We start from the raw sequence: 26,868 nt of genomic DNA, 5'->3' as shown, positions 1-26,868 counted from the left end.
ACGCTCGAGTTACAGGCGTCCAAGCGTCGCGCTTAAGAGTGTCGCTCCCACGGCTCCAGCCGTCGACGAGCGAAGAACATTCGCGCCAAGACCAACCAAAGACGCCCCAGCGTCTTGAAGCCAGTTCACTTCTTCGCTCTTCATTCCGCCTTCTGGGCCAACCACCAGCGTCAAACTTGACGCTGTGGTGAATGACCTGGGATCACTGGCAATGATTGAGCTCAGCGATTCGGTTGCTTCCTCGTGGCAAATTAAAACTTTGCCCCCGGCTTCTGTATTTGCCTCAACCCATGTGGCGAGCGCTTTTGAGTTGACAACGTCGCCGACGCTGGGGATCCACGCTCGCCGCGCCTGCTTAGCGGCCGCACGAACGACGGATTCCCACTTCGCTTTACCTTTTGAGGCTTTTGAACCGTTCCACCGGACAACCGAATACTCAGATTGCCAGGGAATCACTTGATCAATCCCGATTTCGGTGCAGGCTTCAATTGCCTGTTCGTCTCGTCCAGCCTTTGCAAGCCCCTGAACAAGAATCAGTTGGGGCGTCGCCTGAGGTTCGATCACACGCTGATCGACACGAAGAACAAGACCTTTCTTCGAGGTGGAGAGAACCTCGCACGTGAGCCTCGCGCCGTGGCCATCTATCAGGTCGATCCACTCACCTACTCCGATGCGCCGAACGATGGCCGCGTGATGGCCTTCAGTTCCTTCAAGCGAGACTGTATCGCCTGCATCCAACTCGCAGGGGACGAGGTCGCCCTCGTAAATGAAAACGGGACGTGTCATTGGCCGGTGAACGCTTCGCGGATCTTGTCGAACATTGACGAGGGACGACGGTCAGGTTCGATACGCGTCTCTTTGCGAAGATTCGCAAGCTGCTCAAGAAGGTCACGCGAACGATCATCAAGCTTCTTCGGGATCTCAACATTCACGTGGACGTGCAAGTCACCGCGACCAGAACGCTGCAAACGACTGACGCCCAAGTTCTTCAGTTCAATATCAGCATTCGGCTGAGTACCAGCCGGGATCTCGACGTGTTGCGCACCGTCGAACGTATCGAGGTCAAACTTCGTGCCCAAGGCCGCCGTTGTCATCGGGATCGTGATCCACGTGTGCAAGTCATCGCCTTGGCGGACGAAAACATCATCCGCTTTCTCGTTGATCTCAAGATAGAGATCACCATTCGGACCGCCACCGGGGCCAACTTCAGCCTCGGAACCAACCCTGATACGAGTTCCTTCGTCTACACCGGCGGGAATATCAACCGTAATCGTACGACGCGAACGAACACGCCCCTGACCGGCACATTCATGGCAGGGCGATGCAATAATCGTGCCATACCCCTGACAGGTCGGACAGGCTCCACGCGACTGCATACGACCAAACATCGTGTTCTGGACGCGCGTCACCGAGCCCGTTCCATTACACGTCCCGCACCGTGTGGGCTCAGTATCCGGAGCACACATCGAACCATGGCACGAATCGCACAGAATATATGTTCCGTATGAAACTTCCTTCTTCGCGCCGAAAACAGCGTCCTTCAAGGAAATCTCCACGCCGATCAGCTGGTCGGAACCACGACGAACGCGAGGCGCAGGCCCGGAAGCTTGACCGGAGAAACCAGAGAACATCACATCAAAGATGTCAGATAACCCGCCACCAGCACCACCAAATGGTGAACCGCCACCACGCAAGGCATCCGGCCCTCCAAGGTCATACATTTGACGCTTCTGGGGATCTAAGAGCGTTTCGTAGGCGACAGAAAGCTCTTTGAAAGCCTCTTCTGACTCGGGTCCAGCGTAGTCAGGGTGTAGCAGACGTGCTTTCTTACGATACGCCTTCTTAATCTCGTCGACAGTCGCATCCTTTGATACGCCAAGGACCTCGTAGTAGTCGTTCACTCGTCTTCGTTCCTTATGTTCTTTCGTGTGATCACCGCATCGGCGGTGAAAGCTCATGGGAGGTGATCTAGCGATTCAAGTACCGCGAAAGATAGGCAGCAACAGCCCTGACCGAAGCCATCGTTCGCGCATAATCCATGCGAGTCGGGCCAACAATACCAAGGTGAGCACGCGTATCACCACTACGTGGAGGCGCATGGTACGTGGAAGCCACAACCGATGCTTCAGCAAGCGCGTCATGTTCATTTTCCGCACCGATCGAAACATGAACATCATCATCAAGCTGCAGTTCAGAGAACAGGCGCATCAATACCACCTGCTCTTCCAAAGCGTCTAAGACCGGCGCAATATCATGGAAGTCAACCGCTCCCCTAGCAAGATTCGACATACCAGCCATGACGATCTTCGATTCACCACTGGGGCGAAGGAGACGCGCGATGCTCTGGGCAAGAGCATCTGCCACATCATGCAAACGCATTTCAAGAAGCGCCTTCAGGGCCTCGACGCTACCGAGAATCTGATCGGGGCCCAGAGCTGAAAAAACAGCGTTGAGCTTCTCGCGAAGAACCGCAATATCTCCGCTAGTCAACTGCGTACGAAGCTCAATAGTGTCCTGAGAAACGCGTCCGGAATCGGTCACGACAATGACCAGCACGTTGGTCGCAGCAAGATCAACGATCTCTACCCGCTTCAACGTCTGCAACGCCAACGTCGGATACTCAACAACAGCCACCTGATGCGTTACTTGCGCCAGCAGACGCACGGTCCGGACAACCACATCGTCCAGGTTCGAAGAGTCCTCAAGGAAATGCTCAACAGCACTGCGCTCCGGGTCACTCATCGGTTTCAACGCGGACAGGGAATCAACAAAAAGTCGGTAGCCCTTATCCGTGGGAACACGACCAGCACTGGTATGAGGCTGATAGATCAAACCGGCTTCTTCCAACAGAGCCATGTCATTACGAATCGTCGCAGAAGAAACACCTAAATCGTGCGACTGAGCAATCACCTTCGAACCCACGGGTTCACGGGTGTGCACGTATTCAGTGACGATCGCTCGAAGAACGCCGAGCCGACGATCGTCGTTCATGTGTCCTCCGTTCCAAGCGAAAACTGACGCGGAGTACCACACGCCATCGAAGCCGTGATGTGAAGGATCGGTTTCGACACGAATCTGGCACTCGCTCTATCTGAGTGCCAATTCTACTCCCTGCCCATCAAAGCACCCAGCCGAAGTAACGAGCACAACGTTGGCACTACCTCTTCACAACGGGCACTACTCACGCAAAGTCTTTGCTGACGGTCCCGGCCTCGTCACTACGAAACAATGAACGGCGGTGGAAATATCCCCCAACTGCGCAGACGCTAACGAGTACCGGGTTCAGTGACAAAATCAATCAGCTCTTCAACGCGCCCCAACAGAGCCGGCTCAACGTCCTTATAATTGCGGACCTGGGCGAGAATTCGCTTCCACCCCATCGCAATATCCGCTTGATTTGCATGCGACCAGCCCAGCGCATCGAGAGTGCCATGCTTAATATCCGTACCTCTCGGAATATCCGGCCAGCGAGTCAGCCCCAGGCGAGCAGGTTTCACAGCCTGCCAAATATCCACAAACGGGTGACCAACAACCAGCACACCGCTAGACCAACGCGACTGAACACGCTGGGCAATCCGCGACTCTTTCGACCCCTCCACAAGGTGATCGACCAGAATACCGGCGCGAACTTCATCAGACGGTCCGAAGACTTCCAGGATCTCTTCAAGATGATCCACGCCCTCAAGCAACTGGACGACTACTCCCGCTTCTGCCAGATCATCGCCCCACACGTGTTGGACGAGCTCCGCATCGTGGCGACCCTCAACCCAGATCCGCGACTGCTTCGCTATCTTCGGGCCCCCCTTCGGCCCAGCAATCGAACCCGAGTTCGTCACCGCACGCCCACCATGGGTAGTCAGCTGAGGCTTGAGTGTGGGCACATCAGATTCTTGTCGACGAGGTGGCGCAAGCATAACGGGACGGCCCTCCAGCCAGAAACCGCCACCGAGCGGGAAGGAACGGACAGAGCCTCGCCGATCTTCTAATTCAACGACGTGCATGCCACCCGATTTTTCAACGCGAATAACAGCACCCACCCAGCCTGTTGCCACGTCCTCTAACACCATGCCCAGTTCAACCGGGATTTCCTGCGAACGCGGGCGAAGCGCATGTGGCCCCTCACGGTGCGGGTCGGAGCTCAAAATATCCGTGCCATACGGGTCGAACGAAGTCGAATATGGGTCGAAGCGGTTTTCTTGGGACATCACTCGACCACACTAAGCAAGATTGCGAGGCAGTGCCTGCCCGAAACGCCGCCGTTGATGACCAGACGGACACGTACGCGACTGTCCCCCCTCCGCTGATCGCCCCTACCAGTTCGGTTATACGAGGCGACAGAATCGGGCTCCCCGCCAAGAAAACGGCGCCTTACACGACACACCCCACCACAGCGCCCCGCCCGAAACGCAGGTGCCCGGCACCCCTAATGGGGCACCGGGCACCTCAGTGCACAATCGCACCAGAACGCGTGAGTTCGCGTTGATCAGTTCAGCGTGTCCTTGCGGGTCTTGGAGTACAAGAAGCCGATCACACCAGCGAAAACGACCAAGCCGAGCCACTGAGCAACTCCCGCGAACGAGTCAGGCATGAACGCAAGTGGTGCGTCCTTACCGGAGAAGCCGACGATACCGGCGTAAACGACGCCCCAGAGGGACTCACCGACGATCAAACCGGTGGCAACCAGGGTACCCATGCGCCTTGCCTTCTCGGGATCCTTCTGCTTAACGGCCCACTTGTCGTGGATCATGCCGAGTAGCGCACCGATCGGGATAGTCAGGGTGATCGAGACCGGCAGGTACATGCCCATGCCGACAGCCAGACCGGGGAGCGACATCTTCTTAGTGGTCTTCTTCAGGACCTCGTCAATGATGATGATGACGATGCCGATCAGTGCGCCGATGCCCAACAGATTCCAGTTCAAGTCTCCGCCGAAGACGCCCTTGATCAAATCAGAGATCAGAGAGGCCTGCGGAGCTGCAAGAGCGTTTTCGCCAGCGCCCGGAGCTCCCTGGAAACCGAAAGCGTTTCCCATCAGGTTCAGAACCGGCGGAATGATGATCGCGCCGAAGAGAACGCCGATGACCAGAGCAACCTGCTGTTTCCACGGGGTTGCACCCACCAGCTGACCGGTCTTCAGATCCTGCAAGTTGTCGTTCGAAATCGTGGAGATACCGAAAACAACGGCTGCAGTGAACAACGTGTAGGCAACCAGGGCGGACAGTTCATCACCGGATGCGGTGCCGTGAATAGCCTTCACAACCAGGGCAGCTGCGATAGCGACGATGATGCCGACACCGGAAATCGGCGAGTTGGAGGCACCAATCAGACCCGCCATGTAACCGCAGACGGATGCAACAGCAAGCCCCGTGATCAGGATAAACAGGATCGAAATGATGATCAGGCCCAACGAGTTGTGTGCAATGGCGGTGTCTTTTAAGAACAGCCAGAGCAAAACACCGATCGGGAGCATCACCGCAAGGGTCACGCCGATAACGATCTTGCCGGACAGGTCCTGCTCGGTCAGCGGGACAGTTTCACCCGACTCGCGCTTCGCGGTCGATGCAAGCGAATCCTTAATACCGATGACGATGGGGCCGATCAGCTTGATCAGCGTCCACACTGCTGCAACAGCAATCGCGCCGGCGCCGATCAACCGGACTTCAGAACGGAAGACGGTACCAACCGTGTCAGCCAGAGCCGAGGGATCAACAATTCCCCAGGTCCGCCACGGTAGCAAGACGATGTACGAAATCGCCAGGCCGACGATCATTGCGATACCCACACCAATGCCAACCAGGTGGCCAACACCGATCAGGGCCAGCGAGAACGAAGCCGAAGCCATGGTGCCACCCGCTCCGAACTTGAAAGCGGTGCCGATTTCGGTCCCGAGAACCTTCATCGAACCGAGGATGGCAAAACCAGCTGATGACAGACCGCCCCAGATAATGGCGAGCAAACCACGCTTGGATTCTTCGGCACCTTCGTTGGTGTCGCCAACCTTCAGGACCTCGGCAGCTGCAACGCCTTCGGGGTACGGGAGATCAGAGTGCGTGACCAGTGCGCGACGTAGCGGGATCGAATACATCACGCCGAGAATGCCACCGAGAGCGATGACGAAGACCGACTGCCAGTATGGGAAACCCTGCCACCAACCGACCATGACGAGGCCAGGGAGAACGAAGATGATCGCGGACAGTGTGCCTGCCGCGGACGCGATCGTTTGAACGATGTTGTTTTCTTGGACCGTATGGTCTTTGAAGTAACGCAGAATTGCCATCGAAATGACGGCCGCGGGGATGGAGGTTGCGAAGGTCAGGCCCGCCTTCAGGCCGAGGTACACGTTCGCTGCGGTGAAGATGATGGTGATGATGCCACCGATAATGACGCCTCGCAGGGTCAGTTCCTTCACCGACGTCCCCGTCGATTGTGTTGTCTGGGACATATAACCGGACTCTCTACTTAATAGACTGTGCCGATGGGAGTTTACCACCGCACTATTTCTCAGCAAATTCGGCAAAAGTTTGTCATTGTTGCAGTTCACGTACATGCTCAGCCTCTCGTTTCGCCGACGAGGCAACGCGATGGGACTACAGGCTGGATTTGAATGGAAACAAAAAGCGGGTGATACCGGATCGCTCCGGTATCACCCGCCCCTTGAAAGACTCAGTGCCTTCTATGAAACTCAGTGTTCGCCATGCTCCAAGGCTTCGGCTTCCATGGCTTCTTCGTAGGTCACGTGGATGGTGCCATGTGCGTGCTCCGGCGGAGCGTAGATCGAGTAGACGCGAAGGGGCTCATCACCGATTGCGGTGACGTTGTGCCAAGAGCCAGCCGGAACGAAAATGGCATCATCGTCTGAGGCTTCGGCCTCGAAGGACAGATTATCCTTGGTCGGCCCCATCTGCACCAGGCCTCGCCCGCCTTCGATGCGGAGGAACTGGTCGTGGTCTTCGTGAATTTCCAGGCCGATGTCGTGTCCGGGCTGGATGCACATGACGGTGAGCTGCAGGTTCTTACCAGTCCACAGGGTGGTGCGGTAGTTGGTGTTTTCCATCGTCGCATCTTCGATGTTGACGACGTACGGGTTGGGTCCCATGTCTTGGCTCATTGCGCCCTCCTATTGACGGATCATCTGCGGCCAGTAATGACCGCGCTCCCTTTCAAGAATAGAGGCACCCCTGTAGGGGTGCAGTGGCAACGAGAGATGAAGGTTAGAATCCCATGAGTTCGCGGGTCACATAATCGGCAAGAAGTCGCCCTTTCAGGGTCAGAACGACCCGCCCTTTCAGCGCATGTACTCCGTCGATCAGCTGGTCTGCGATCAAGCCTGGCAACGCGTGGATATTGATGACATCCGACGTGCGTATGCCTTCGGAGGTGCGCACGGCGAGCATGATTTTCTCCAGTGCTCGAGCATCGGATTCAAGTATTTCGCCCGCGAGCGCCGGAGAAACTCCCGCTTGCACGCGCCCCGCGTAGGCGGTCGGGTGTTTGACGTTCCACCAGCGGTAACGTCCCACGTGCGAGTGCGCGCCGGGCCCTAGCCCCCACCAGTCCCAGTCACGCCAATAGGCCAGGTTATGTCGACTTGCGTGGCGCAGTTCGGTCGGTTCCACGCCAGCTTCGTTTACGTCCGGGCGCGCAAAATTCGAGATTTCGTACCATTTGAAGCCCGCATCAGTAAGGACCTGGTCAGCGAGTTCATACTTGGTTGCTTCGTCGTCCGGGTCCGGCATGGGCAACTCACCGCGAGCGACCTGCGCACCCATTTTTGTGCCCTCTTCGATAACCAGCGCATACGCACTAATGTGATCCGTTTCCAGGGCGACCGCAGCATCCAACGACCGATGCCAATCATCGATGCTCTCCCCCGGCGCCCCATAGATCAGGTCGACGGACACGTCCAAGCCAGCATCGCGCGCGGCTTGGACGACAGAGGGGACTTTCTGGGGATTGTGCGTGCGGTCCAACGTTGCAAGCACCTGAGGTACTGCTGACTGCATTCCGAAAGAAACCCGAGTGACACCCGCCTCTTTTAGCTTGAGCAGCCCCTTGGCGTCGATTGAATCGGGATTCGCTTCAATCGTGAGCTCGGCTTGGTGTGCGATCCCAAAATGATTTCGCAGGCTATCGAGGATGCGTGCCAGTTCGTCGGTGTCAAGAAGAGTGGGCGTTCCACCACCGATGAAGACAGTTTCGGCTGGTCGCGGTTCAAATCCGGCATTCACGAGGCCGCGCATACCGAATTGTGCTTCGGCTTCAATTGAGCGCGCGTATGAGCCGGGCTCTGCCCCCACGCCGAACCCTGTTGTGTACGTGTTGAAGTCGCAGTATCCGCATCGAACCGTGCAGAATGGCACATGCACGTAGAGCGAAAGCGGACGCCCTTGGTCGACTTCAGCTAATGCTGGCTCAAGATGGCCATCTTTTGGCCATTCAATTCCATCGGGTTGGACCGGAGGCAACAGCCAGCTCCTTATTCCGCCTGATCGGAAGTATTTTCACCCTGGGTCGTACGCGCATTCGTGGTTTCACGAGGCAAACGAACTCCGACAACGTCGTGGGCAACGCGACCTTCGTTAAGGCCTCGGGTTTCGAAGTGCGTGACAATGCGACCTGCAAAGCGAGGGGCAAAACCACCGCGAGTCGGTTGTTCATCGGCTTCGTCGGGGCGCTCGCCTTCGTAGGGATTAGCCAGCAACGGGCATCCCTCTACTACGTCGCGCATCTGCCAGGCGTAGTCGTCCCAATCGGTTGCAAGTCGCCAGATACCGCCGTCAGCGAGGATTCGGGCAACCTCGAGCGCAAACTTGGGGGACACAAGACGACGCTTATGGTGACGCGACTTCCTCCACGGATCGGGGAAGAATGTCCACACCTCGTCTGCGACTGAGTCAGCGAAAACAATCGGGAACGCCTGCTGAGCATCGGCTTCGATCACACGAATATTCGTTGCTCCAGCTTCAACGGCTTTGGAGATCAGCTTCGCAATACCGGGCACCCACACTTCAAACGCCAAGTAATCACGTTCGGGGTGTGTGCGAGCCGCTTCAACGATCTGTTCACCCGTGCCCGATCCGATTTCAACGGTCAGAGGGGCCTTGCGAGCGAAAAGTTGAACCGGATCCAAGCGAAAAGTATCGGCGACAGTCGTATGGCCGATCCCCCGCTCAGGTTCGATCACATACTTCGACGCGTGAGCATCCCAGGTTCGCTGGAGATTCAGCGGGAGCTCACGACTACGACGTGTAAACGACTTGGTCCGCGCGAAGAAGACTTCCCCTTCGGGAGCCTCTCCTGGGCGATAGCTGGGGCGATCCGCCACAATCACTTCTTTCCGGTCGGAACATCCGATGTCAGAGCTGCGATGAAGGCTTCCTGTGGCACGTCCACGCGACCGATGGACTTCATGCGCTTCTTGCCTTCCTTCTGCTTTTCGAGCAGCTTGCGCTTACGCGTAATGTCACCGCCGTAGCATTTAGCCAGCATGTCCTTACGCAGTGCCTTGATCGTTTCGCGAGCGATAACGCGTGCACCTACTGCCGCTTGAACAGGGATTTCGAACTGCTGGCGGGGGATCAGCTCCTTCAGACGCTTCGTCATCCGCTGACCGTACGCATATGCGGCATCGCGGTGAACAATCGCGCTGAACGCGTCAACGCGGTCACCGTTGAGCAAAATATCGACCTTCACCAGATCGGCACTCTGCTCGCCCTTCTCCTGGTAATCGAGCGAGGCGTATCCGCGAGTGCGCGACTTCAACTGATCGAAGAAGTCGAACACGATTTCTGCCAGAGGCAAGGTGTAGTGGAGCTCGACGCGGTCTTCGGACAGGTACTCCATGCCCTTCATGGTTCCGCGACGATCCTGGCAGAGTTCCATGATCGTGCCGGTGAAATCAGTCGGCGTCAGGATTGTTGCTTCGACAAGAGGCTCGCGAACCTCAGAGATCTTCCCTTCGGGGAACATCGCCGGGTTTTCAACGATGATCTCGCTCCCGTCTTCTGCAACGACCGTGTAGACAACGTTCGGCGCTGTTGCGATCAAGTCGAGTCCGAATTCGCGTTCCAATCGCTCCCGGATGATTTCGAGGTGCAACAGTCCCAAGAAGCCACAACGGAACCCAAAGCCGAGGGCTGCCGACGATTCAGGTTCGAAGGTGAGCGCTGCGTCATTGAGTTGAAGACGTTCAAGGGCATCTCGCAGATCAGGGAAGTCCGAACCGTCAACCGGGTAGATACCGGAGAAGACCATCGGACGTGGATCCTTGTATCCGGACAGCGGTTCCTCAGCGCCTCGAACGTTCAATGTCACCGTGTCACCGACGCGCGACTGACGCACGTCTTTCACGCCCGTGATGAGGTAGCCTACTTCGCCGGCGGCAATACCTTCGCTGGGCATCGGTTCTGGCGAAATCACACCGATTTCAAGCAGTTCGTGGGTCGCGCCGGTCGACATCATCTTGACGCGCTGGCGCGTGGACAGGGCACCATCAACGACACGAACATAGGTCACCACACCGCGGTAGGTGTCGTAGACGGAGTCGAAAATCATGGCTCGGGTTGCACCGTCTGGATCGCCATTCGGAGCGGGAACGACTTCGACGATACGATCCAGCAACTCGGCAACGCCTTCACCGGTCTTACCCGACACTTTCAGGACCTCGGATTCATCGCAACCAATCAGCTGAGCAACCTCAGCAGCATACTTTTCAGGCTGAGCACCGGGCAGATCGATCTTGTTCAAAACGGGAATGATCGCAAGATCGTTTTCCAAAGCGAGGTAAAGATTCGCCAGAGTCTGTGCTTCAATACCCTGCGCAGCATCAATCAGAAGAACCGCGCCTTCACACGCTGCAAGCGATCGAGAGACCTCGTAGGTGAAGTCAACATGACCGGGCGTATCGATCATATTGAGCGCGTACGCCTGGCCATCTCGTGTCCACGGCATACGAACAGCCTGAGACTTAATGGTGATGCCACGCTCACGCTCAATATCCATACGATCGAGGTACTGAGCGCGCATATCACGCTGCTCAACAATGCCGGTCAACTGCAACATGCGGTCAGCAAGCGTGGATTTACCGTGGTCAATGTGCGCGATGATGCAGAAGTTTCGCAGGCGTGACTGCTCGGTGTGAGCAGGACGAATCGTTTCCACTTGTGCGGGCGTAGGGATTGGCACGGTACCTCCAATAGATATTCCCCTTTATCGTCCCATTAACGCGCCCCCAAGTGCCAACTATGAGCGCGCGACCTCGCGCACATCACGTTCTTCCGTGTAAAAGAACTGTGTCGCATCCCTACTCTTCACCTTCCATGACAACGATCTGACGATAGCTTTCACTAATCTGGCGGAAGGTTTCGATCTCTTCTTCTTCCAATTCTTCGGGGGGATCATTGACAAGCATCTCTGAGAGGTCGATAACCGCCTGCGAATCATCCATATCAATCGACGCAGCAAGAAGAACACAATGAATCTCAAGTGTCAGCGGATTATGTGCTCCAAGAACCTCTACGCAGTCGGTGAACGTCTGTTTCCACTCTTTCATCGCCTGTTTTCTGCGTCCAAGCAAGAATTTTGTTCGAGCAATTTCCCCGCGCAGGCGAAGAGTTCTTCCGTCTTCAAGCCCCCACTTCTTCTTTGAGATCCCATGCAGACTTCTATAGATTTTTAGTGCAGAGTCGTACTTATCAGCCAGCACCAAGGCTTCAGCCAAGTTGTCTTGCGCGGCCATCGCCAGCGAGTCGTCTTCGGCCAAGCGCGTCCCCATATCGCGCACAACGCGCCGATAAATTGAAACGGCCTTTGTAAAGTCACCCCTAGCTTTAGCGGGCATCGCGGAATTTGTTCGCACCGCCCACGCAAGTTCGCTGTGGTTCCCCATGACATGCTCAACATCGCGAATCAGAATCCGGTAGTTCTTATCGATATTTTGATAGTTTCCCAGCGTCACCTGCCAGTAAAGCTCAGAATTACGGGCAACCAACACATCCTCATCCAACGGTCCCAGGTTGTCCATTCCGATCTCGGTGGCGATACGTGCCACGCGAAGACAGTCGGTTGCTTGGTCGTTGAGCGCATACCAATCAACAAGTGCGCGAGCAATCGTCAACCGCTCGCGCACATCAACTGATTCATCCTTGACCAGCTCCTCAATCTTTGCGATTACCTCGCCCGAGTCTGATTGGAGAGCCTCTTCCATACGCTCGCGCACACGCATGTGCGGAAAACCCATGCCGGTCCCACCCCAGTCAGGCGCATGCGAATCGGCGGGATTCCCTGCCTCGTCGATAGGGGTGGCAGACGTGCACTGAAGTGCCATGATCGCGTTCCTCCTTGTACGCATTGGTCACTGGTGCACCCACTGTCTACCTTCGACGACAAGTGCGCCATCTTCCCGGTGACACATTGTGGATAACTCAGGGGGTGTGCACTGTGTGGATAACTTCGCGCCCGCCATCACGCAGAAGTCGGAATCCTCGTGTCACACTTGACCGCAGAAAACAGTAAGGAAGGACCTCACGCGGCACAGGAAGCACCTAACGGCAGGTACTGGCTGGATATCGGATCGGGCGCATGGGACACATCAGGTCGCCCATCCGAGGTTCGCTTGGACCGAGCTCTTGTCGTGAGCCCCCGCGCTATCAGGCGTGAGGGCGCCACTGTGCCTCGCGACACGTGGGAAATGATGCTTCAAGCGCTCAAGAAGCACCCATAAGCGCGTTTAGTGAGCGCATTCACGCCCACTTTCCGCTAAGAAAATAGCGTTCGACGTATCGCGCTGGTAACGTTGTTAGTCGGACTCCCGGCCTGGTCGGGCAGGGGGTCTGGTCCGAGCCGTTTGCGGATGTCCCCACGTCCCAGTCCCGGTTCTGACACAGCCCTCACCGACCCTGTAATCACTTCAAGCAAGGAGTTTTCCGACTGTGGCGAATATTAAGTCTCAGATCAAGCGGATCCGCACCAACGAGAAGCGTCGTCTTCGTAACCAGTCTGTGAAGTCCGAGCTCAAGACGCTCGTTCGCAAGACCCGCGAAGCTGTTGAAGCAGGAGACAAAGAGCTCGCAATCGAGTCCCTCAAGACTGCTTCCCGCAAGCTGGATAAAGCCGTTTCCAAGGGCGTTATCCACAAGAACCAGGCCGCTAACCGCAAGTCCAAGCTTGCAAAGCGAGTTTCTTCGCTCGGCTGATCGCTCATTCTTCACCTTTGGGGTCGCATCCACGTGAGATGCGACCCCAAAGTGTTTGTGTACGGCGTGTTCATCAGGCAACGGACGGACGTGTTGGGTAACCCGTTCGCCCCGCGAACTTGAGCGTTTAACGCCTTCGACGCAACCGACAGATCGTCGTAATGGCCTTTTCAACTGCGTAGCGCGGGTCTCGGGACAAGCCTTTTGTTTCACTGTCTGCACGTCCAAGCGCTTGGATAGCATCTGCGAGCGAACGATCGTTCCACCCCCGCAACTGGCTACGCACGATATCCACCTGCCACTGTTGCATTCCCACGTTGACTCCGCGTCCGCTTGATGAGGCAGATACTTTCACCATCTGTCGGATCTTGATTGCCAGGGCAGCGACAAGCTGTTGAGGTTCAACACCCGTAGCGAACGCGTGCCGTACAAGGGTGAGGGCTCGCGCTGTTTCACCAGCGATGGCTGCATCGGCTACTTCGAATCTGCTTGCTTCAATGCGTCCCGCGTGATAACGATGCACGTCCTCTAGCGTGATTGTGCCGTCGCAGTCAGAGAGAAGCTGGGCAACTGCGGCCGCCATTTCGCGCAGGTCGGAGCCAAGCGCGTCAACGATCGCTTGCATCGCATCACGATCCATCTGACGGTGAGCACGGCGAACATCAGAGCGGATCAGCTCAAGCTTGTCCCGGTCAGATTTAATGATTTCTGCTGAGATAACGGGGAATTTAGCTTTTGCGATAGCGTCGGTGACCTTTTTTCCCTTCGCGTTTCCGCCGGGGTGAACCAGAAGAAGCCACACATCGAAGGCAGGGGCCGCAATATAGGTCAAGAGGTCGTTGGCAAGAGCGTCGCTCATCGTTTCAAGGTCACGAATGATCACCAGTCGGCTTTCACCAAACAGTGATGGCGAGGCAATCATGTCCAGTTGACCCGCCTGATAGGTGGCAGCGTTCAGGTCTGTGCGTTCAAGGTTTGGATCTACAGAACGCGCCTGCGAGCGCAGAGAATCAAGAGCGCGATCAATCAGCAGCCCTTCTTTGCCCTTAATCAAGACAATAGGAGCCAGTTCAATAGCAACCGGAGCTGACGGTTTACTTCCCCGACTAGCCATTGATTACCTCTCTTTCTTCGCACGCCCTATAAGTCTGACACGTTCCATGTACACATGCGTTTGCACTCGACGTAGTAGGGGGATGACGAGCGCACGCTTCCAGTAGAGCACCAGTGTCGCGCTCACAATGCTAGCGACGATCACGTCACGCGACGAAAGCTGATGGCTAGCCCCTGGAAGGTGTGCAAAGAAGAAAGCAACGTTCGTAATCCACCGCGTGAAGAACGCTGATCCTTGCGCACACGCGTGAGCGAGCCAAGGAGAGACTCCAAGCAGGCACGTTGCCGCGATCGCCAGCAATGTCGCCGGCGCAACCGCTACCGAGGCCATAACATTCGCCGGTATGCCGTATACCGGGACGCGTGGGGTGGCAAGAAGCAGGATGGGGAAAGTCATCGCATAGCAACTGACTGGGATTGCCAAGTAGTCAATCGCGACGCCAATTGTTTTGCCGATGAGTGTGTCCGAACGGATTTTTCTGCGCCGATAATCGAGGATGTGCCGAGCGATCACAACCATTCCAAAGGTCGCCGCTACGGAGAGTGAAAAACCGAAGTTACTTGCGACCCATGGGTTGAACAGGATTGATCCGATGGTGACTGCGCTTAACGTCGTCACCCCCTGTTTTCCCCTACCGCTAGCCTCTGCCCCAATCCCCAACGCCGAGGTGAGTACCGCTCGCATTACTGCAGGCGTTGCCCCAACTATTGCAACCACAATGGTCAGAACTACTACGATTCCGAACAGACGAAAACGTGTGCGGCCTCGTAGGACGAGGGCCGCAACTCCCATGATGATCGCCAAGTGCGAGCCGGAGACTGCAGTTAAATGCAATAGTGAGGTCCGGCGAAAAGCTTCCTTCAGTTCTTTCGTCATTGCAGAGTCATTACCGATTGCCATTCCCGGAACCAAAGCTTGCGCTTGAGGTTCCAAGTCAGCAACCAGATCGACGAGGCCGGCGCGAATTCTTCGCACCGTAGCTCGCCACCCTTGTGGCCTAGCAACACATTTCAGTTTCGAGGTGTGAATGATTCCTGCCCAAGGAAGATGCGCGCTGAACTCAGTGTCGATCACTCCCCTGGTTTCAACTGTGTCCCCACGATAGAGAGTGGGCCAGTGGCTTCCTGTTAGTCGCACTTTAATAGGGCTAGTTGGTCGCATCCCTTGTGTGCCCGCGCCTGTCACGCGAAGGGAAACGATCTGCGAATCTGACGAGAACTTCCCTGAGACTTCAGATGGATCATCTTCTAGCTCGCCACGTATCGTGATCAGCGATCCGGTTTGAGCCGCTTGAAAGACCTCGGTGCGCCGTGCACTGTTGTGAGCGACCGCCCCCAAACACACGGCCACAACAGTGGCAAAACAGACCAGTGCTAGCAGGGCTCGCAGGGAACCAAATGGGATCAGGGTGTGACGCCCTTGGCGTGGATGAACCGCATTCAACGATGCCAGCATCCACACGCACCCCAGGCTTGTAGCACCAGCAACAGCAGCTATGGCCGTGTTGCTGTCCGTTTTCGTTCCGAAGAGGGCACCGCACCAGACTGCCACCGCCACGGGGGCAAGACGCCAATCATGCATTGCCGGTGGCGGTTTCATTGACACGCCCGAGAACGGATCTTCTCTAGTAGTGCTGGTCCTATCCCCGGCACCGCATCAACGTCATCCACCGATTGGAACGGACCGGATTGGTCTCGGAACTCTTTGATTCGCCGGGCAAGTGCCGGACCAACGCCATCTAACTGCTCGAGAGCACCAACATCGGCCGTATTCAGGTCAATACATGAGCTCCCAGTTGTTGATGCGGTCGGTGACGAGGAATCAGAAGGGGTGTGTGCGACCTCGCCCACCCGAGGAATCACAATATGTTCCCCGTCCACCAGTGGGCGCGCTAGATTTACTTGTTCAACATCGGCATCTTCTGCCACTCCGCCCGCTTCTTCGAGTGCGTCAGCGACCCGTTTGCCCATTTCTAGGGTCAATAGGGACGGCGAATTGACCGCTCCCGTCACATAAACGGTGACCTGTTCTCTGTTCTGTTGAGGTGCCGGAAGCGACGTGGGTTGGCTGGCGGATGACGCTACCCGAATCGACTGCCCAGACTCAGTGCTGGCGTAGTCTTCACTGTCATTCATCTGTTTCGCCGACGATGCCGTGGTTGTTTTCCACACACCGATCCCCGCAACAAGAAGAACAACGACTCCCAGTAGCACCATCGATTGAACCGACGGGAGCAGACGCACCTTCCACTCGGGACGCGGCTCATCGAGCGGATCCTCATCTTCAGGCTCAAACACTGCCTCGGTCAGACGAGCGACATTCAGACGATTCGTGACATTCATGCGCACACACTAAGAAGCAACACCTCCTCGCGCACCTACGCAATAAGAAAACTGTGGATAACTCATCCGGCTATCAACAGGTTGGCTTGAGTCACGCCACCCGGCCTCGTCCCCCTTGAGGATGAAAGGTAGAACGTCGAGTTCAGACATTCCCCGAAACGCCTTTGGCGTTGAACGAGGTTCTGACGCATCGTGGTACCGGACAAGCATGTGTCACGGTTCTCAATGAATCAGGTCGCCCAACTCCGGTTGCGCCGACGTCCATGTGGGCACCGCTTGGGTCATGGGACCGGCAAGCGCTGACTTTTGAGAAGGACTCCAAATCAGACAGGCGCGCACACTACGGCCTATCCCAACTAAGCTAAGGGTTTAAGGAACACAGCAGTGGCGAGCATCTCGCTTCATCCACTGCGGGATGCTTCTTCATCAAGCAGAGCCTGAAAGAGGAATCGACATGCGCATCGGATTTATTGGAGCCGGTTCAATGGTCGCCGCAATTGCACGTGGTGCGGTTGCGGCCGGAATGAACGGAGCTGATTTCCTTTTCACTGACGCGAATGGTGTCCATGCTCCGGCGCTTGCCCGCGAAGTTGGTGGGCAGGTTGCTTCATCCAATGGGTCGCTCGCTCATCAGGTTGACCTGCTTGTCCTTGGGGTGAAACCTCATATTCAGTCTGAAGTGATCGAACAGATCGCTCATATCGTTCGCGAGCGTCCAGATATGGCCGTTGTTTCTTTGGCTGCCGGTCGCACCCTTGATTCGATGCTCCACGATTTCGGCGCAGCGGTTCCCTTGATCCGCGTGATGCCGAATGTCAACGCACAGGTTGGCCAGTCAATGAGCGCAATCTGCTCTCAGGATGCAACCGAGGCTCAGCTTGGAGCAACCGAACGCCTGCTCGGCGCTGTCGGGCGTACCGTGCGAATCAGCGAGAAAGAATTCCCTGCGTTCATGGCGTTGGCAAGTTGCTCGCCCGCGTGGGTTTTCCAGATTATTGAGACGCTTGCCCGAGCCGGCGTGAAACATGGGCTGACGAAGTCTTCTGCCACCTTGATTGCCGCCCAGGCTGTTGCTGGCTCAGCGGACCTGCTTCTTGCAAGCCAAGAACGCGGTGTGAATGCTGCCCAGCTTATTGATTCGGTCTGCTCGCCCAATGGCACCACGATTGCCGGTCTGCTGGCCGCTGAAAACGCCGGTCTGTCCCCCGCACTTGTGACAGCTGTCGACGCTGCTATTGCGCGCGATCAGGAAGTGTCTTCCTGATCTTTGTCTATCCGGCGCGTCATCGCTCCCAGTTGCGCGAACCCGACCAAGAAAACCCCATCTCCCCATGAATGCTGTTGTCCTCTGATTGCGGATTTCACACTCGCGTGACTGGCTACGAAGGAGACTTCGTAGCCAGCCTTTATTGTGTTTCATTGACGAGGTTCCTCCCCGGGCCTCGTTGATTGATCGCCAGGGGCAAAGGTCGCGAATACCCGATGCGCACGTTTGGTTTTCCCCTTGAAACCCCACTACTCTAGTGGGGTACATGTCCACGACTCGGATGGAGAATATTGATATGGGTGGCCGTCTTTCGACCCCGACTTCTGTTGTAGCACCGACGGTTCCTGACCGTGTTGGCGCTGAAGGTTTGGAACACAAGTGGGGTGAGAGCTGGGAGAACGCAGGTACCTACGATTTCGATCGTACGGCAACGCGCGAGCAGGTGTACTCGATTGACACTCCGCCACCCACGGTTTCGGGTTCTCTTCACGTTGGACACGTGTTCTCGTACACCCACACTGACGTTATTGCGCGTTACCAGCGCATGATGGGTAAGTCCGTTTTCTACCCGATGGGTTGGGATGACAACGGTCTGCCGACTGAGCGTCGCGTGCAGAACTACTTTGGTGTTCGCGTTGATCCGACGCTCCCCTACGATCCTGACTTTGTTCCCCCACATGAGGGTGGCGAAGGTAAGTCGATCAAGGCTCGTGATCAGAAGCCGATTTCGCGTAAGAATTTCGTTGAGCTCTGCGAACGTCTGACGGTTGAAGATGAGGCTCAGTTCGAGGCGCTGTGGCGCTACCTTGGTCTGTCCGTGGATTGGAAGCAGCATTACCAGACGATCGGTAAGCGCGCCCGCAAGGTCGCTCAGGCTGCATTCCTCCGCAACTTGGCTCGCGGCGAGGCCTACCAGAGCGAGGCTCCCGGTCTTTGGGACATTACGTTCCAGACCGCTGTTGCTCAGGCTGAGCTTGAGTCGCGTGAGTACCCGGGCTTCTACCACCGTCTGGCGTTCCACCTCACAGATGCTGATGCTGCCGCGAAGGCTGTCGCTGCCGGTGCTCCCGTGGAGAACGGCGTGGATGTCTGCATCGAGACAACTCGTCCAGAGCTGCTCGGCGCGTGTGTCGCCCTTGTTGCTCACCCGGATGATGAGCGTTACAAGCCTTTGTTCGGAACGACCGTTGCCTCCCCCGTCTTCGGTGTTGAGGTTCCTGTTCTTCCTCATCCGCAGGCCGAGATGGATAAGGGCGCTGGTATCGCCATGTGCTGTACCTTCGGTGACACCACGGATATCGACTGGTGGCGTGACCTCGACCTTCCTCTGCGCGCGATCCTACGTAAGGACGGCCGTATCATCGCTGAAACGCCCAAGTGGATCACGTCCGCTGAAGGTATCGCAGCATTCGAGGCGATCGCCGGTAAGACGACGTTCTCCGCACGCGAGACCCTGGTTGCGATGCTCGCCGAGTCCGGCGAGATGCGCGGTGAGCCGACGAAGACGATGCGTCAGACGAACTTCTTCGAGAAGGGCGATAAGCCACTCGAAATCGTGACCTCGCGCCAGTGGTACATCCGTAACGGTGGCAAGCCGTGGACGAACCCGGCGTCGGGTAAGGATCTGAACGAAGAGCTGGTTGCTCGCGGTCGCGAGCTGGCATTCCACCCCGACTTCATGCGTGTACGCTACGAAAACTGGGTGACTGGCCTGAACAATGACTGGTTGGTTTCCCGCCAGCGTTTCTTCGGTGTTCCGTTCCCGCTGTGGTACAAGGTGAACGAGGCCGGCGAGGTCGATTACAACCAGATCATTACGCCGGCCGAAGACGAACTGCCCGTCGATCCTTCGTCTGATGTTCCGACTGGATACACCGAAGCCCAGCGTGGCGTTGCCGGCGGTTTCGTGGGAGAACTGGACATCATGGACACGTGGGCAACGTCGTCCCTGTCCCCGCAGCTGGCATGTGGTTGGCTCGAGGACGAGGATCTGTTCAGCCGTACGTACCCGATGGATCTGCGCCCTCAGGGTCAGGACATCATTCGTACCTGGCTCTTCTCGACCGTTGTTCGCGCAAACCTCGAGTTCGGAGAACTTCCGTGGAAGCACGCTGGTATCTCGGGCTGGATCCTTGATCCGGATCATAAGAAGATGTCGAAGTCCAAGGGCAACGTGGTCACCCCGATGGGTCTGCTTGAAAAGTACGGTTCGGATGCGGTTCGCTACTGGGCAACGTCCGCTCGACTGGGCTTGGATGCGATCTTCGACGAAGCGCAGATGAAGATCGGTCGTCGTCTGGCAATCAAGGTTCTGAACGCTTCGAAATTTGCTCTGACCATGGGTGGTGAGGGCGCGGCGATCGATCTGGATCCGGCGCAGGTGACGGTGCCGCTGGATCGTTCGGTTCTGGCGACGCTGGCCTCCGTCATCGACGAGGCCTCGGCTGCTCTGGCGTCCTACGAGCACTCTCGCGCGCTCGAGGTCACGGAGTCGTTCTTCTGGACGTTCTGCGACGACTACCTGGAGCTGGTCAAGGAGCGCGCCTACAACCGTGATAGCGCGTGGGACGAGGCCTCGGCCGCATCCGCCCGTGCGGCTCTGGCGATCGTTATCGACAACGTCGTGCGTCTGCTCGCCCCCTACCTGCCGTACGTGACGGAAGAGGTGTGGAGCTGGTACCGCGAGGGCAGCGTGCACACCGCTCCGTGGCCGGTCGTAGCTGACCTGGCTGGCGTCGAGGGCAATCCCTCAGTGCTCGAAGCCGCGTCCTCTGCTCTGATCGCGCTGCGTCGCGTGAAGTCTGAAGCGAAGGTGTCGCCGCGTACGCCGTTCCTAGCGGTGACGGTGCGCGCCCCGCAGGCTCAGGTCGAGGCTCTGAAGTCCGTGAAGGGTGACCTGGAGGCCGCGTCAAAGGCCGTGGATGCCCTGACCGTGACCGCCTCCGATGACGCTGAGGCCACCGAGGCCGTCGTCGAGTCCTTCAAGCTGGGCGAGGCTCCTGCCAAACGCAAGGGCTGAGCGTTAGGCTGCTGGGGCCTCCGTGGGAAACCACGGAGGCCCCTCCTTTTACCCAGTATTGAAAGACGGGGCTAATGTCCGAAAGACACAGGTCTCAACAGCACTGATCTGCACGTTGACGACCTAGGGTGAAGCCATAGCACTCAAGAGGCTCAATGGGTTCCTGGCGGCCATCCCACACTCCGACAACCGCGCTCGGATGGTAGAGGTGGCGGACTGGGGTGTTCACAACTCCCCGGAACTGGAGCTACGCATCGCGTGGAACCAGCCGATGTTCACTCACCACAGCACGTATATCATTCGCGCTGAACTGGGATTGAATAGAACGAGCGATGCTCTCGCCTGATCCTGTCCCGCAAGGCTCGGCGACAGTTCAGAGAACTTCGACGCTCCCTCTCCCCCGTTCTACGGGCGCGTAGGATAGGGGGGAACAGTAGGAGCGCCGCTGGCCCCGTCCCGCAGCACACACCGCCCAGCGACCAGGGAGCAGACATGACCGCCGAAGAAACCCCGGCCTCGTCCAACGACGACACGACGACGCAGGCGCAGACGACCACCAAAGCCCTCGAGTGGCACGCCCCCGTCCTGGTGCGCATCGACGATCACACGACGATCCCCCACCTGCTGAAAGAGCGCGTGCAGCGCAGTGCCACCCGCCCCCTCATCCTGCGCAAAATCGGTATCGGCGACACGTGGCGTTCCATCACGGCGCGCGACTTCTACGATGAGGTGCACGCGCTCGCCGCTGGCCTCATCGCGCGGGGCCTCGAACCCGGCGACCGCGTCGCGATTATGAGCCACACCCGCTACGAGTGGACGCTCCTCGACTTCGCGTGCTGGGCGGCCGGCCTCGTCCCCGTGCCCATCTACGAGACCAGCTCCATCGACCAGGTCGCCCACGTCCTCGTCGACGCGGACGTCAACCTCATCATCACCGAAACCGTGTCCATGGCAGAGATCGTGCGCGCGGCAGCAGAGCGAGAAAACCGGGACAGCACCCACGTGCTCTCCCTAGACTCCGAGGCCATCGAGACCCTCATCGCGGAGGGCTCGGCCACCCCGCGCGAGCGCGTCCTCGCCCGCTCGGAGGCCCTCACCAAGGACGACATCGCAACCATCGTCTACACGTCGGGCACGATGGGCACGCCCAAGGGCGCAGTCCTGTCCCATGAGAATTTCACGAACCTATGCCTGAACGCCCACTCGTGGATGCCGGAGATTGCCGCCGGCAAGGACTCGCGCCTGCTCCTCTTCCTACCGCTGGCCCACGTGTTCGCGCGCTTCCTGCAGGTCTTCCAGATCAGTGGCAACGGCGTGCTTGGCCACGCCTCTAACATCAAGAACCTGCTGAACGACCTGGCATCTTTCAAGCCGAGCTATCTCCTCGTCGTCCCGCGCGTCCTAGAAAAGATCTACAACTCGGCGGACACGAAGGCTTCCGGCCCCAAGCGCAAGATCTTCCGCTGGGCCGCCAAGATCGCGATCGCCTACTCGCGTGCCCTCGACACCGAGGAAGGCCCCAGCGCCTCCCTCAAGGCCCAGCACGCGCTGGCGGATAAGCTCGTCTACCAGCAGATCATCCGCCTGGTGGGTGGCAACGCAGACTACATCGTCTCGGGCGGCGCGCCCCTGGCCACTTGGCTCGCCCACTTCTATCGTGGCGTCGGTATCCCCGTTCTAGAGGGCTACGGCCTGACAGAGACGGTCGGCCCGGTCTCTGTCAACACGCCCCACCTGTCCAAGATCGGCACCGTGGGCCCGGCTCTGCCGCCCATGTCCTTCAAGATCAGCGACGAGGGCGAGATCCTACTCAAGGGCCCAAGCATCTTCCAGCACTACCACAACGACCCCGAAGCAACGACCGCCTGCTTCACCGAAGACGGCTGGTTCCGCACGGGCGACCTGGGGTCCCTGGACCGCGACGGCTACGTGTCCATCACGGGCCGCGCGAAAGAGATCATCGTGACGGCGGGTGGCAAGAACGTCGCCCCGGCTGTCCTCGAAAACCCGATGCGCTCCCACCCGCTCATCTCCCAGGTCCTGGTCGTGGGCGACCAGAGGCCGTTCATCGCCGCGCTTATCACGCTGGACGCGGAGATGCTGCCCGATTGGCTCGCCACCCATTCGCTGCCCCCGATGAGCGTGGCGGAGGCAGCCACGAACGTCGAGGTCCTGGCCTCCCTAGAGAAGGCGGTGGCCTCGGCGAATAAGCACGTCTCGCGCGCCGAGTCGATCCGCAAGATCAAGGTCCTCACGACCGACTTCACGGAGGCAAACGGCCTGCTCACACCCTCGCTCAAGGTCAAGCGCCTGAAGGCCACGCACCGCCTTGCCTCCGTCATCGACGAGATCTACGGCGGTCCCGTGCAGAACTGACCTGCTCATGAACAAAGCCGTGGCCGGCTCGCTCCCCTCTCGGTGTCGGGGTTGGCGAGCCGGCCACGGCTTTCTTATGTGGGCAACCTACTGCGAGGCGAGCGCCGCTGTGGGTGGCGTGCGGGCTGCTCGGATCGCGGGGTAGAGCCCGGCGACGGCGCCGATGAGGAGAGTGGAGCCGAGGCCTGCGGCGATCACCCACCAGTGCAGGGTTGGCGGCCATCCGTACGCGTAACACATGCCCCAGGTGACACCGGCGCCGATGAGGCATCCGGCGAGTCCTCCGAGGAAGGACAGCAGCAGGGCTTCGGCCAGGAACTGCACGGTGACGTGTCCCCGCTTGGCGCCGAGCGAGCGGCGCAGGCCAATCTCCTTACGACGTTCCAGGACGGAAATGATCATCGTGTTGGCCACGCCGATGCCACCGACGAGCAGGGCGATCGAACCGACGCCGGCGAGCAGGGTCGTGAGCGTCTGGTCGGCCGCGTTTTGGGCGGCCAGTGCGTCGGAAGGGCGTGAGACCTTGAGGCCGGTGGCGCCCTGCGGGGCGAGCGTGGGTCCGAGGAGCTCGCGGACGTTCTCCACCTGGTCCTCGGAGGAGCGCTCATAGATCGTCGTGGGGGTCTTGCCCGCGCCGAAGTACGTGTCCGCGGCGGCAACGCCGATGAGGGCGGCGTTATCAAGTTCCTCGGCCAGGGGTGCTGGATCCATAATGCCCAAGACGGTGAACGACATGCCACCCAGCCACACCTGGGTGCCTGGCTCGACGACGCCGAGCAGCTGCGCGGCTTTCGAGCCCAGGACGACGCCCGGATACTTCGCGGTGGCATCGTTGAGCCACGTGCCCTTCTTCATGGTCCCGGATACGACATTCAGGAGGTTCGTGTCAGCCGCCATCGTGATGATGCCGCCGGTCGCGTTCGGGTCGGACAGGCGCGAGCGGTACACGGAGACGCCACTCAGCGTCGACGTCGAAGCCGCGTCGGTGACGCCCGGGATCATGAGAGTGCGGCCCACGGCGTCCTCGGGCAGGATGAGGTCCGTCCCCGACAGGTCAGCGCCGCTGCGCGCCGTCAGCATGTTGGTACCCAGCGCCCGCAGCTGCTCTTGCAGGCGGGCCTGCGAGGATGCGGAGACGCCGACGACGCCGACCATGGCCGCGATGCCGATCGCGATGCCCAGGGCCGAAAGGACGGCGCGCATAGGGCGAGCGCGTAGGCCCGTCAGGCCCAGGCGCGCGACGTCCGAGAAGCGCAGGGCGGAGCGACCGGTTCCTGAATTCTTCTCACTCTCCATGGTCACCTCCTGGGTGTGCGGAGTCGGAGACGATCTCGCCATCGCGGATGGCGATCTGCCTGGGCAGCGAGGCCGCCAGGTCGTTGTCGTGGGTGATCACGATGATGGTGGTGCCGGCCTCGTTGAGCTCGCGCAGGAGGGCGACGATGGACGCGCCCGAGCGCGAGTCGAGGTTGCCAGTGGGCTCGTCGGCCAGCAGCAGGGCCGGGTGCCCGATGATGGCACGAGCGATCGCGACGCGCTGGCGTTCACCGCCCGACATCTGGTGGGGCTTGTGGTCCATGCGGTGTCCGAGGCCCACGCGGGTCAGAGCCTCACGCGCGGCCTCGCGACGCTTGGCACGGGGCACGCCCCGATAGAGCAGTCCGTCTGCGACGTTGTCAAGGGCGCAGACGCCGGCCGTCAGGTGGAACTGCTGGAACACGAAACCGATCAGCGACGATCGCACTCCCGACAGCTCCGTGTCGCGCAGGGAGGACACGTCTGTGCCGTTAATGCACACGCTGCCCGAGGTGGGGCGGTCGAGCGTTCCGATGAGGTTGAGCAGAGTGGATTTTCCGGAGCCGGACGGCCCGACGATGGCGACGAACTCTCCCTCGTCGACGGCCAGGGATACTCCGTTACAGGCATGCACGGGCGGGCTGCCGAAGGACCGGTGCACGTCGGTCAGTTGCAGGATGTGGCTCATCGGTTGGGCACCACCACGCGCTGGCCTTCGGCGATCTCGTCGCCGCTCACTTCGACGCGGTCTCCCGCGAACAGGCCGACGGTGACAGGGACCCGACGAATCTTGCCCGACTCATCCACGACCTCGACGCCGAACTGGTCGGCACTCAGGGCCACGAGCGCGCTGAGGGGCACAGACAGCACGTCCGTGCGAGTCTCGGAGGTCAGGCCCAGGGAGACCGAGGCCTCCTGGAGCCCTTCGAGGGCGGAGGTGTCATCGGGGGTGACGGTGATCGGAATAATTCGTTCCTTGGTCGTCTCCTCGGATCCCTCCTCGCTGGCTTTTTCGCGCGGGGGTTCGACCGAGGTAATCGTCCCGGTCGTCGTGGTGGTGGAGCCGGGCAGGCGCACGGTCACTGAGTTTCCGACGACGCCGAGAGCCTGGTCGGAGAGCTTCAGGTTCGCGGAGATGACTTGACGCGAGGAAGAGGCCGTGAACAGTTCCGTCTCCATCGTCGCGTTGTCGCCGACACGGGCCTTCAGGGCACCAATACGCAGGTCCTCAGGTGCAAAGAGGACGGTGCCCAGCGGCAGCGAGCCGGTCTGGGGCAAGTTGAGGGCCTTTTGCCACCTCTGGATCGCCACGGTCGTGTTCCAGTCGAAGTGGGCATCGGGGGTAGCCTCGAAATAGCCGAGCTCGGACAGCGCGGTCTCCAGCTGGGTGACATCCTCGCCGTTGTCCATGCCTGCCTCAAACGTGCGCCAGGCGGGGGTAGAGCCGTGGAGCAGATACGTGTTGTCGCCACCGACCGTGTACACGTGCGATCCCTGGGTGAGGGTCGTGCCGGGCGTGGGCAGGGAGGTGACAACGCCTTCGAAGGCGCTCTTGAGGGTGTAGGAGTCGGCGTAGTGGAGGTTTCCCTGGACGGTGGTCTCCCCCGCCAGGTCTCCCTTCGTAATGGTCTCCGTCGCACCGTCAAAGGACTGGGGGGCTTGGGCGTCTGTGTTGGTGCCCGAGCAGGCGGACAGGGTCAGCGCGCCGATCGCCAGGATCGCGAGTGCCGCGGGGCGCAGGGTTTGCGAACGCTTCACTTGGCGGCCCCTGACTGCTGGAAGCACTTGTTGAGCACATCCTCGGGGATGTCCTTGACGCTGATGCCTTCGCCCGCCTGCGGGTCCTTGACGTCATATCCGGCCTCACGCAGGCACTGCGCTGCCTTGACCATTGACTCGCGCGCTGCGGGGTCGTTCGCAATGTTGTCCTCGCCGGTCAAGCCGGAGACCTTCATCATGCACTCGTTGAGGGCAGAGTCGAAGGCGGTGGAGTGATCGTTGAGCTGATCGGGCGTCAGGCCCGTGTCAGGCACGTCGAAGCCCTTGTCACGCATGCACTGAGCAAACAGCAGATTCGGGTCGTTGCTGGCCGCGCTGGTGGCCGTTCCGCTCTGGCTCTTGGTGCTGGACGCGGACGAGGTGGACGAGCCGGTCGATCCGCATGCGCTGAGGACCGTAGCCAGGGTGACGGCGACGACGGCAAGAGCGCGCATCTGCGTGCGATTCTTCATCAAAAAAACTCCTTGAGGACTGCTTATCGG

General features: G+C 58.9%; 21 protein-coding genes and 1 pseudogene. 5 read left to right on the top strand and 17 right to left on the bottom strand.

Features of this window, described 5'->3' with window-relative positions; genetic code table 11:
* Window positions 1-9 precede the first annotated feature (9 nt).
* The 10 genes from AC5RE1_RS08250 to AC5RE1_RS08205 all read right to left on the bottom strand — a co-directional run bounded on the left by AC5RE1_RS08250 (window position 10) and on the right by AC5RE1_RS08205 (window position 12,325).
* Entirely contained in the window at window positions 10-786 is a 777-nt protein-coding gene (locus tag AC5RE1_RS08250) for a 16S rRNA (uracil(1498)-N(3))-methyltransferase (protein WP_103631942.1), read from the bottom strand.
* Entirely contained in the window at window positions 783-1,901 is a 1,119-nt protein-coding gene (gene dnaJ, locus AC5RE1_RS08245) for a molecular chaperone DnaJ (protein ID WP_103631943.1), read from the bottom strand. Before dnaJ ends, AC5RE1_RS08250 begins: the two co-directional genes overlap by 4 nt.
* A gap of 67 nt (window positions 1,902-1,968) precedes the next feature.
* The gene (hrcA, locus tag AC5RE1_RS08240) at window positions 1,969-2,991 is read right to left on the bottom strand and encodes a heat-inducible transcriptional repressor HrcA (protein ID WP_103631944.1); all 1,023 of its coding nucleotides are present in this window, start codon (window positions 2,989-2,991) and stop codon (window positions 1,969-1,971) included.
* A gap of 275 nt (window positions 2,992-3,266) precedes the next feature.
* Window positions 3,267-4,205, bottom strand: a complete 939-nt coding sequence (locus tag AC5RE1_RS08235; protein ID WP_103631945.1) for a DUF3097 family protein — start codon at window positions 4,203-4,205, stop codon at window positions 3,267-3,269.
* 278 nt (window positions 4,206-4,483) lie between these two features.
* Window positions 4,484-6,442, bottom strand: a complete 1,959-nt coding sequence (locus AC5RE1_RS08230) for an OPT family oligopeptide transporter (RefSeq protein ID WP_181002089.1) — start codon at window positions 6,440-6,442, stop codon at window positions 4,484-4,486.
* A gap of 240 nt (window positions 6,443-6,682) precedes the next feature.
* Complete coding sequence (locus AC5RE1_RS08225; RefSeq protein ID WP_006681285.1) at window positions 6,683-7,108, bottom strand: cupin domain-containing protein; 426 nt, start codon at window positions 7,106-7,108, stop codon at window positions 6,683-6,685.
* 103 nt (window positions 7,109-7,211) lie between these two features.
* A complete protein-coding gene (hemW, locus tag AC5RE1_RS08220; protein WP_103631948.1) occupies window positions 7,212-8,465 on the bottom strand; it encodes a radical SAM family heme chaperone HemW in 1,254 nt (417 codons plus the stop codon).
* An 11-nt stretch (window positions 8,466-8,476) separates the two neighbouring features.
* Window positions 8,477-9,331 carry a tRNA (guanosine(46)-N7)-methyltransferase TrmB gene (trmB, locus tag AC5RE1_RS08215; RefSeq protein WP_006681287.1) on the bottom strand — a complete coding sequence of 285 codons (855 nt, stop codon included), beginning with the start codon at window positions 9,329-9,331 and terminating at the stop codon, window positions 8,477-8,479.
* Window positions 9,328-11,184, bottom strand: coding sequence for a translation elongation factor 4 (gene lepA, locus AC5RE1_RS08210; protein ID WP_285101485.1), 1,857 nt, complete (start codon window positions 11,182-11,184; stop codon window positions 9,328-9,330). The genes trmB and lepA overlap by 4 nt, the downstream gene beginning before the upstream one ends.
* A gap of 118 nt (window positions 11,185-11,302) precedes the next feature.
* Window positions 11,303-12,325: a tetratricopeptide repeat-containing protein gene (locus tag AC5RE1_RS08205; RefSeq protein ID WP_219585224.1), complete on the bottom strand. Its 1,023-nt coding sequence runs from the start codon at window positions 12,323-12,325 to the stop codon at window positions 11,303-11,305.
* Between the two features lie 604 nt (window positions 12,326-12,929).
* Here AC5RE1_RS08205 and rpsT point away from each other — a divergent pair.
* Entirely contained in the window at window positions 12,930-13,193 is a 264-nt protein-coding gene (gene rpsT / locus AC5RE1_RS08200) for a 30S ribosomal protein S20 (protein ID WP_006681291.1), read from the top strand.
* Window positions 13,194-13,320: 127 nt separating this feature from the next.
* Here rpsT and holA read toward each other — a convergent pair whose 3' ends face one another.
* From holA to AC5RE1_RS08185, 3 genes are read right to left on the bottom strand one after another with little or no spacing between them, the layout of a single operon-like run.
* On the bottom strand, window positions 13,321-14,307 hold the full coding sequence (gene holA / locus AC5RE1_RS08195; protein ID WP_179369775.1) for a DNA polymerase III subunit delta: 987 nt from the start codon (window positions 14,305-14,307) through the stop codon (window positions 13,321-13,323).
* Between the two features lie 3 nt (window positions 14,308-14,310).
* Window positions 14,311-15,906, bottom strand: a complete 1,596-nt coding sequence (locus AC5RE1_RS08190; RefSeq protein WP_493938620.1) for a ComEC/Rec2 family competence protein — start codon at window positions 15,904-15,906, stop codon at window positions 14,311-14,313.
* Window positions 15,903-16,649 (bottom strand): helix-hairpin-helix domain-containing protein, encoded by a 747-nt coding sequence (locus tag AC5RE1_RS08185; protein ID WP_219585226.1) that lies wholly within the window; start codon window positions 16,647-16,649, stop codon window positions 15,903-15,905. Before AC5RE1_RS08185 ends, AC5RE1_RS08190 begins: the two co-directional genes overlap by 4 nt.
* Window positions 16,650-16,786: 137 nt before the next feature.
* Between AC5RE1_RS08185 and AC5RE1_RS08180 the strand changes: the two are divergent.
* The 4 genes and pseudogenes from AC5RE1_RS08180 to AC5RE1_RS08165 form a co-directional block, all read left to right on the top strand.
* A pseudogene (locus AC5RE1_RS08180) lies at window positions 16,787-16,947 on the top strand (helicase HerA-like domain-containing protein); the annotation flags it as partial.
* A gap of 156 nt (window positions 16,948-17,103) precedes the next feature.
* Window positions 17,104-17,913 carry a pyrroline-5-carboxylate reductase gene (gene proC, locus AC5RE1_RS08175; protein ID WP_285068051.1) on the top strand — a complete coding sequence of 270 codons (810 nt, stop codon included), beginning with the start codon at window positions 17,104-17,106 and terminating at the stop codon, window positions 17,911-17,913.
* A gap of 298 nt (window positions 17,914-18,211) precedes the next feature.
* Window positions 18,212-20,935, top strand: a complete 2,724-nt coding sequence (gene valS / locus AC5RE1_RS08170) for a valine--tRNA ligase (protein ID WP_219585228.1) — start codon at window positions 18,212-18,214, stop codon at window positions 20,933-20,935.
* A 492-nt stretch (window positions 20,936-21,427) separates the two neighbouring features.
* Entirely contained in the window at window positions 21,428-23,311 is a 1,884-nt protein-coding gene (locus AC5RE1_RS08165) for an AMP-dependent synthetase/ligase (RefSeq protein ID WP_493938617.1), read from the top strand.
* Window positions 23,312-23,398: 87 nt separating this feature from the next.
* On the opposite strand, the gene AC5RE1_RS08160 is transcribed toward AC5RE1_RS08165, so the two are convergent.
* The 4 genes from AC5RE1_RS08160 to AC5RE1_RS08145 are packed head-to-tail and all read right to left on the bottom strand — an operon-like array spanning window position 23,399 to window position 26,838.
* Window positions 23,399-24,607 carry an ABC transporter permease gene (locus AC5RE1_RS08160; protein ID WP_285084361.1) on the bottom strand — a complete coding sequence of 403 codons (1,209 nt, stop codon included), beginning with the start codon at window positions 24,605-24,607 and terminating at the stop codon, window positions 23,399-23,401.
* Window positions 24,597-25,295: an ABC transporter ATP-binding protein gene (locus AC5RE1_RS08155; RefSeq protein ID WP_493938615.1), complete on the bottom strand. Its 699-nt coding sequence runs from the start codon at window positions 25,293-25,295 to the stop codon at window positions 24,597-24,599. The genes AC5RE1_RS08160 and AC5RE1_RS08155 overlap by 11 nt, the downstream gene beginning before the upstream one ends.
* Window positions 25,292-26,365, bottom strand: a complete 1,074-nt coding sequence (locus tag AC5RE1_RS08150; RefSeq protein WP_181002091.1) for a peptidoglycan-binding protein — start codon at window positions 26,363-26,365, stop codon at window positions 25,292-25,294. Before AC5RE1_RS08150 ends, AC5RE1_RS08155 begins: the two co-directional genes overlap by 4 nt.
* The gene (locus tag AC5RE1_RS08145; protein WP_219585230.1) at window positions 26,362-26,838 is read right to left on the bottom strand and encodes a hypothetical protein; all 477 of its coding nucleotides are present in this window, start codon (window positions 26,836-26,838) and stop codon (window positions 26,362-26,364) included. The genes AC5RE1_RS08150 and AC5RE1_RS08145 overlap by 4 nt, the downstream gene beginning before the upstream one ends.
* Window positions 26,839-26,868 lie beyond the last annotated feature (30 nt).

The organism is Actinotignum sp. usb-actsch-rep-73 (assembly GCF_059082735.1).
Note: the sequence above shows the minus strand (reverse complement) of the source record. Positions and strands in the feature narration are given on the sequence as shown.

Excerpts from the sequence above, each read along its gene's own strand:
- AC5RE1_RS08165 (WP_493938617.1), top strand. The coding sequence starts at position 21,428 with ATGACCGCCGAAGAAACCCCGGCCTCGTCCAACGACGACACGACGACG.
- AC5RE1_RS08235 (WP_103631945.1), bottom strand. The coding sequence starts at position 4,205 with ATGTCCCAAGAAAACCGCTTCGACCCATATTCGACTTCGTTCGACCCG.
- AC5RE1_RS08190 (WP_493938620.1), bottom strand. The coding sequence starts at position 15,906 with ATGAAACCGCCACCGGCAATGCATGATTGGCGTCTTGCCCCCGTGGCG.
- AC5RE1_RS08225 (WP_006681285.1), bottom strand. The coding sequence starts at position 7,108 with ATGAGCCAAGACATGGGACCCAACCCGTACGTCGTCAACATCGAAGAT.
- valS (WP_219585228.1), top strand. The coding sequence starts at position 18,212 with ATGGGTGGCCGTCTTTCGACCCCGACTTCTGTTGTAGCACCGACGGTT.
- hrcA (WP_103631944.1), bottom strand. The coding sequence starts at position 2,991 with ATGAACGACGATCGTCGGCTCGGCGTTCTTCGAGCGATCGTCACTGAA.
- proC (WP_285068051.1), top strand. The coding sequence starts at position 17,104 with ATGCGCATCGGATTTATTGGAGCCGGTTCAATGGTCGCCGCAATTGCA.
- holA (WP_179369775.1), bottom strand. The coding sequence starts at position 14,307 with ATGGCTAGTCGGGGAAGTAAACCGTCAGCTCCGGTTGCTATTGAACTG.
- AC5RE1_RS08205 (WP_219585224.1), bottom strand. The coding sequence starts at position 12,325 with ATGGCACTTCAGTGCACGTCTGCCACCCCTATCGACGAGGCAGGGAAT.
- AC5RE1_RS08145 (WP_219585230.1), bottom strand. The coding sequence starts at position 26,838 with ATGAAGAATCGCACGCAGATGCGCGCTCTTGCCGTCGTCGCCGTCACC.
- AC5RE1_RS08160 (WP_285084361.1), bottom strand. The coding sequence starts at position 24,607 with ATGGAGAGTGAGAAGAATTCAGGAACCGGTCGCTCCGCCCTGCGCTTC.
- AC5RE1_RS08155 (WP_493938615.1), bottom strand. The coding sequence starts at position 25,295 with ATGAGCCACATCCTGCAACTGACCGACGTGCACCGGTCCTTCGGCAGC.
- AC5RE1_RS08185 (WP_219585226.1), bottom strand. The coding sequence starts at position 16,649 with ATGAATGTCACGAATCGTCTGAATGTCGCTCGTCTGACCGAGGCAGTG.
- AC5RE1_RS08230 (WP_181002089.1), bottom strand. The coding sequence starts at position 6,442 with ATGTCCCAGACAACACAATCGACGGGGACGTCGGTGAAGGAACTGACC.
- AC5RE1_RS08250 (WP_103631942.1), bottom strand. The coding sequence starts at position 786 with ATGACACGTCCCGTTTTCATTTACGAGGGCGACCTCGTCCCCTGCGAG.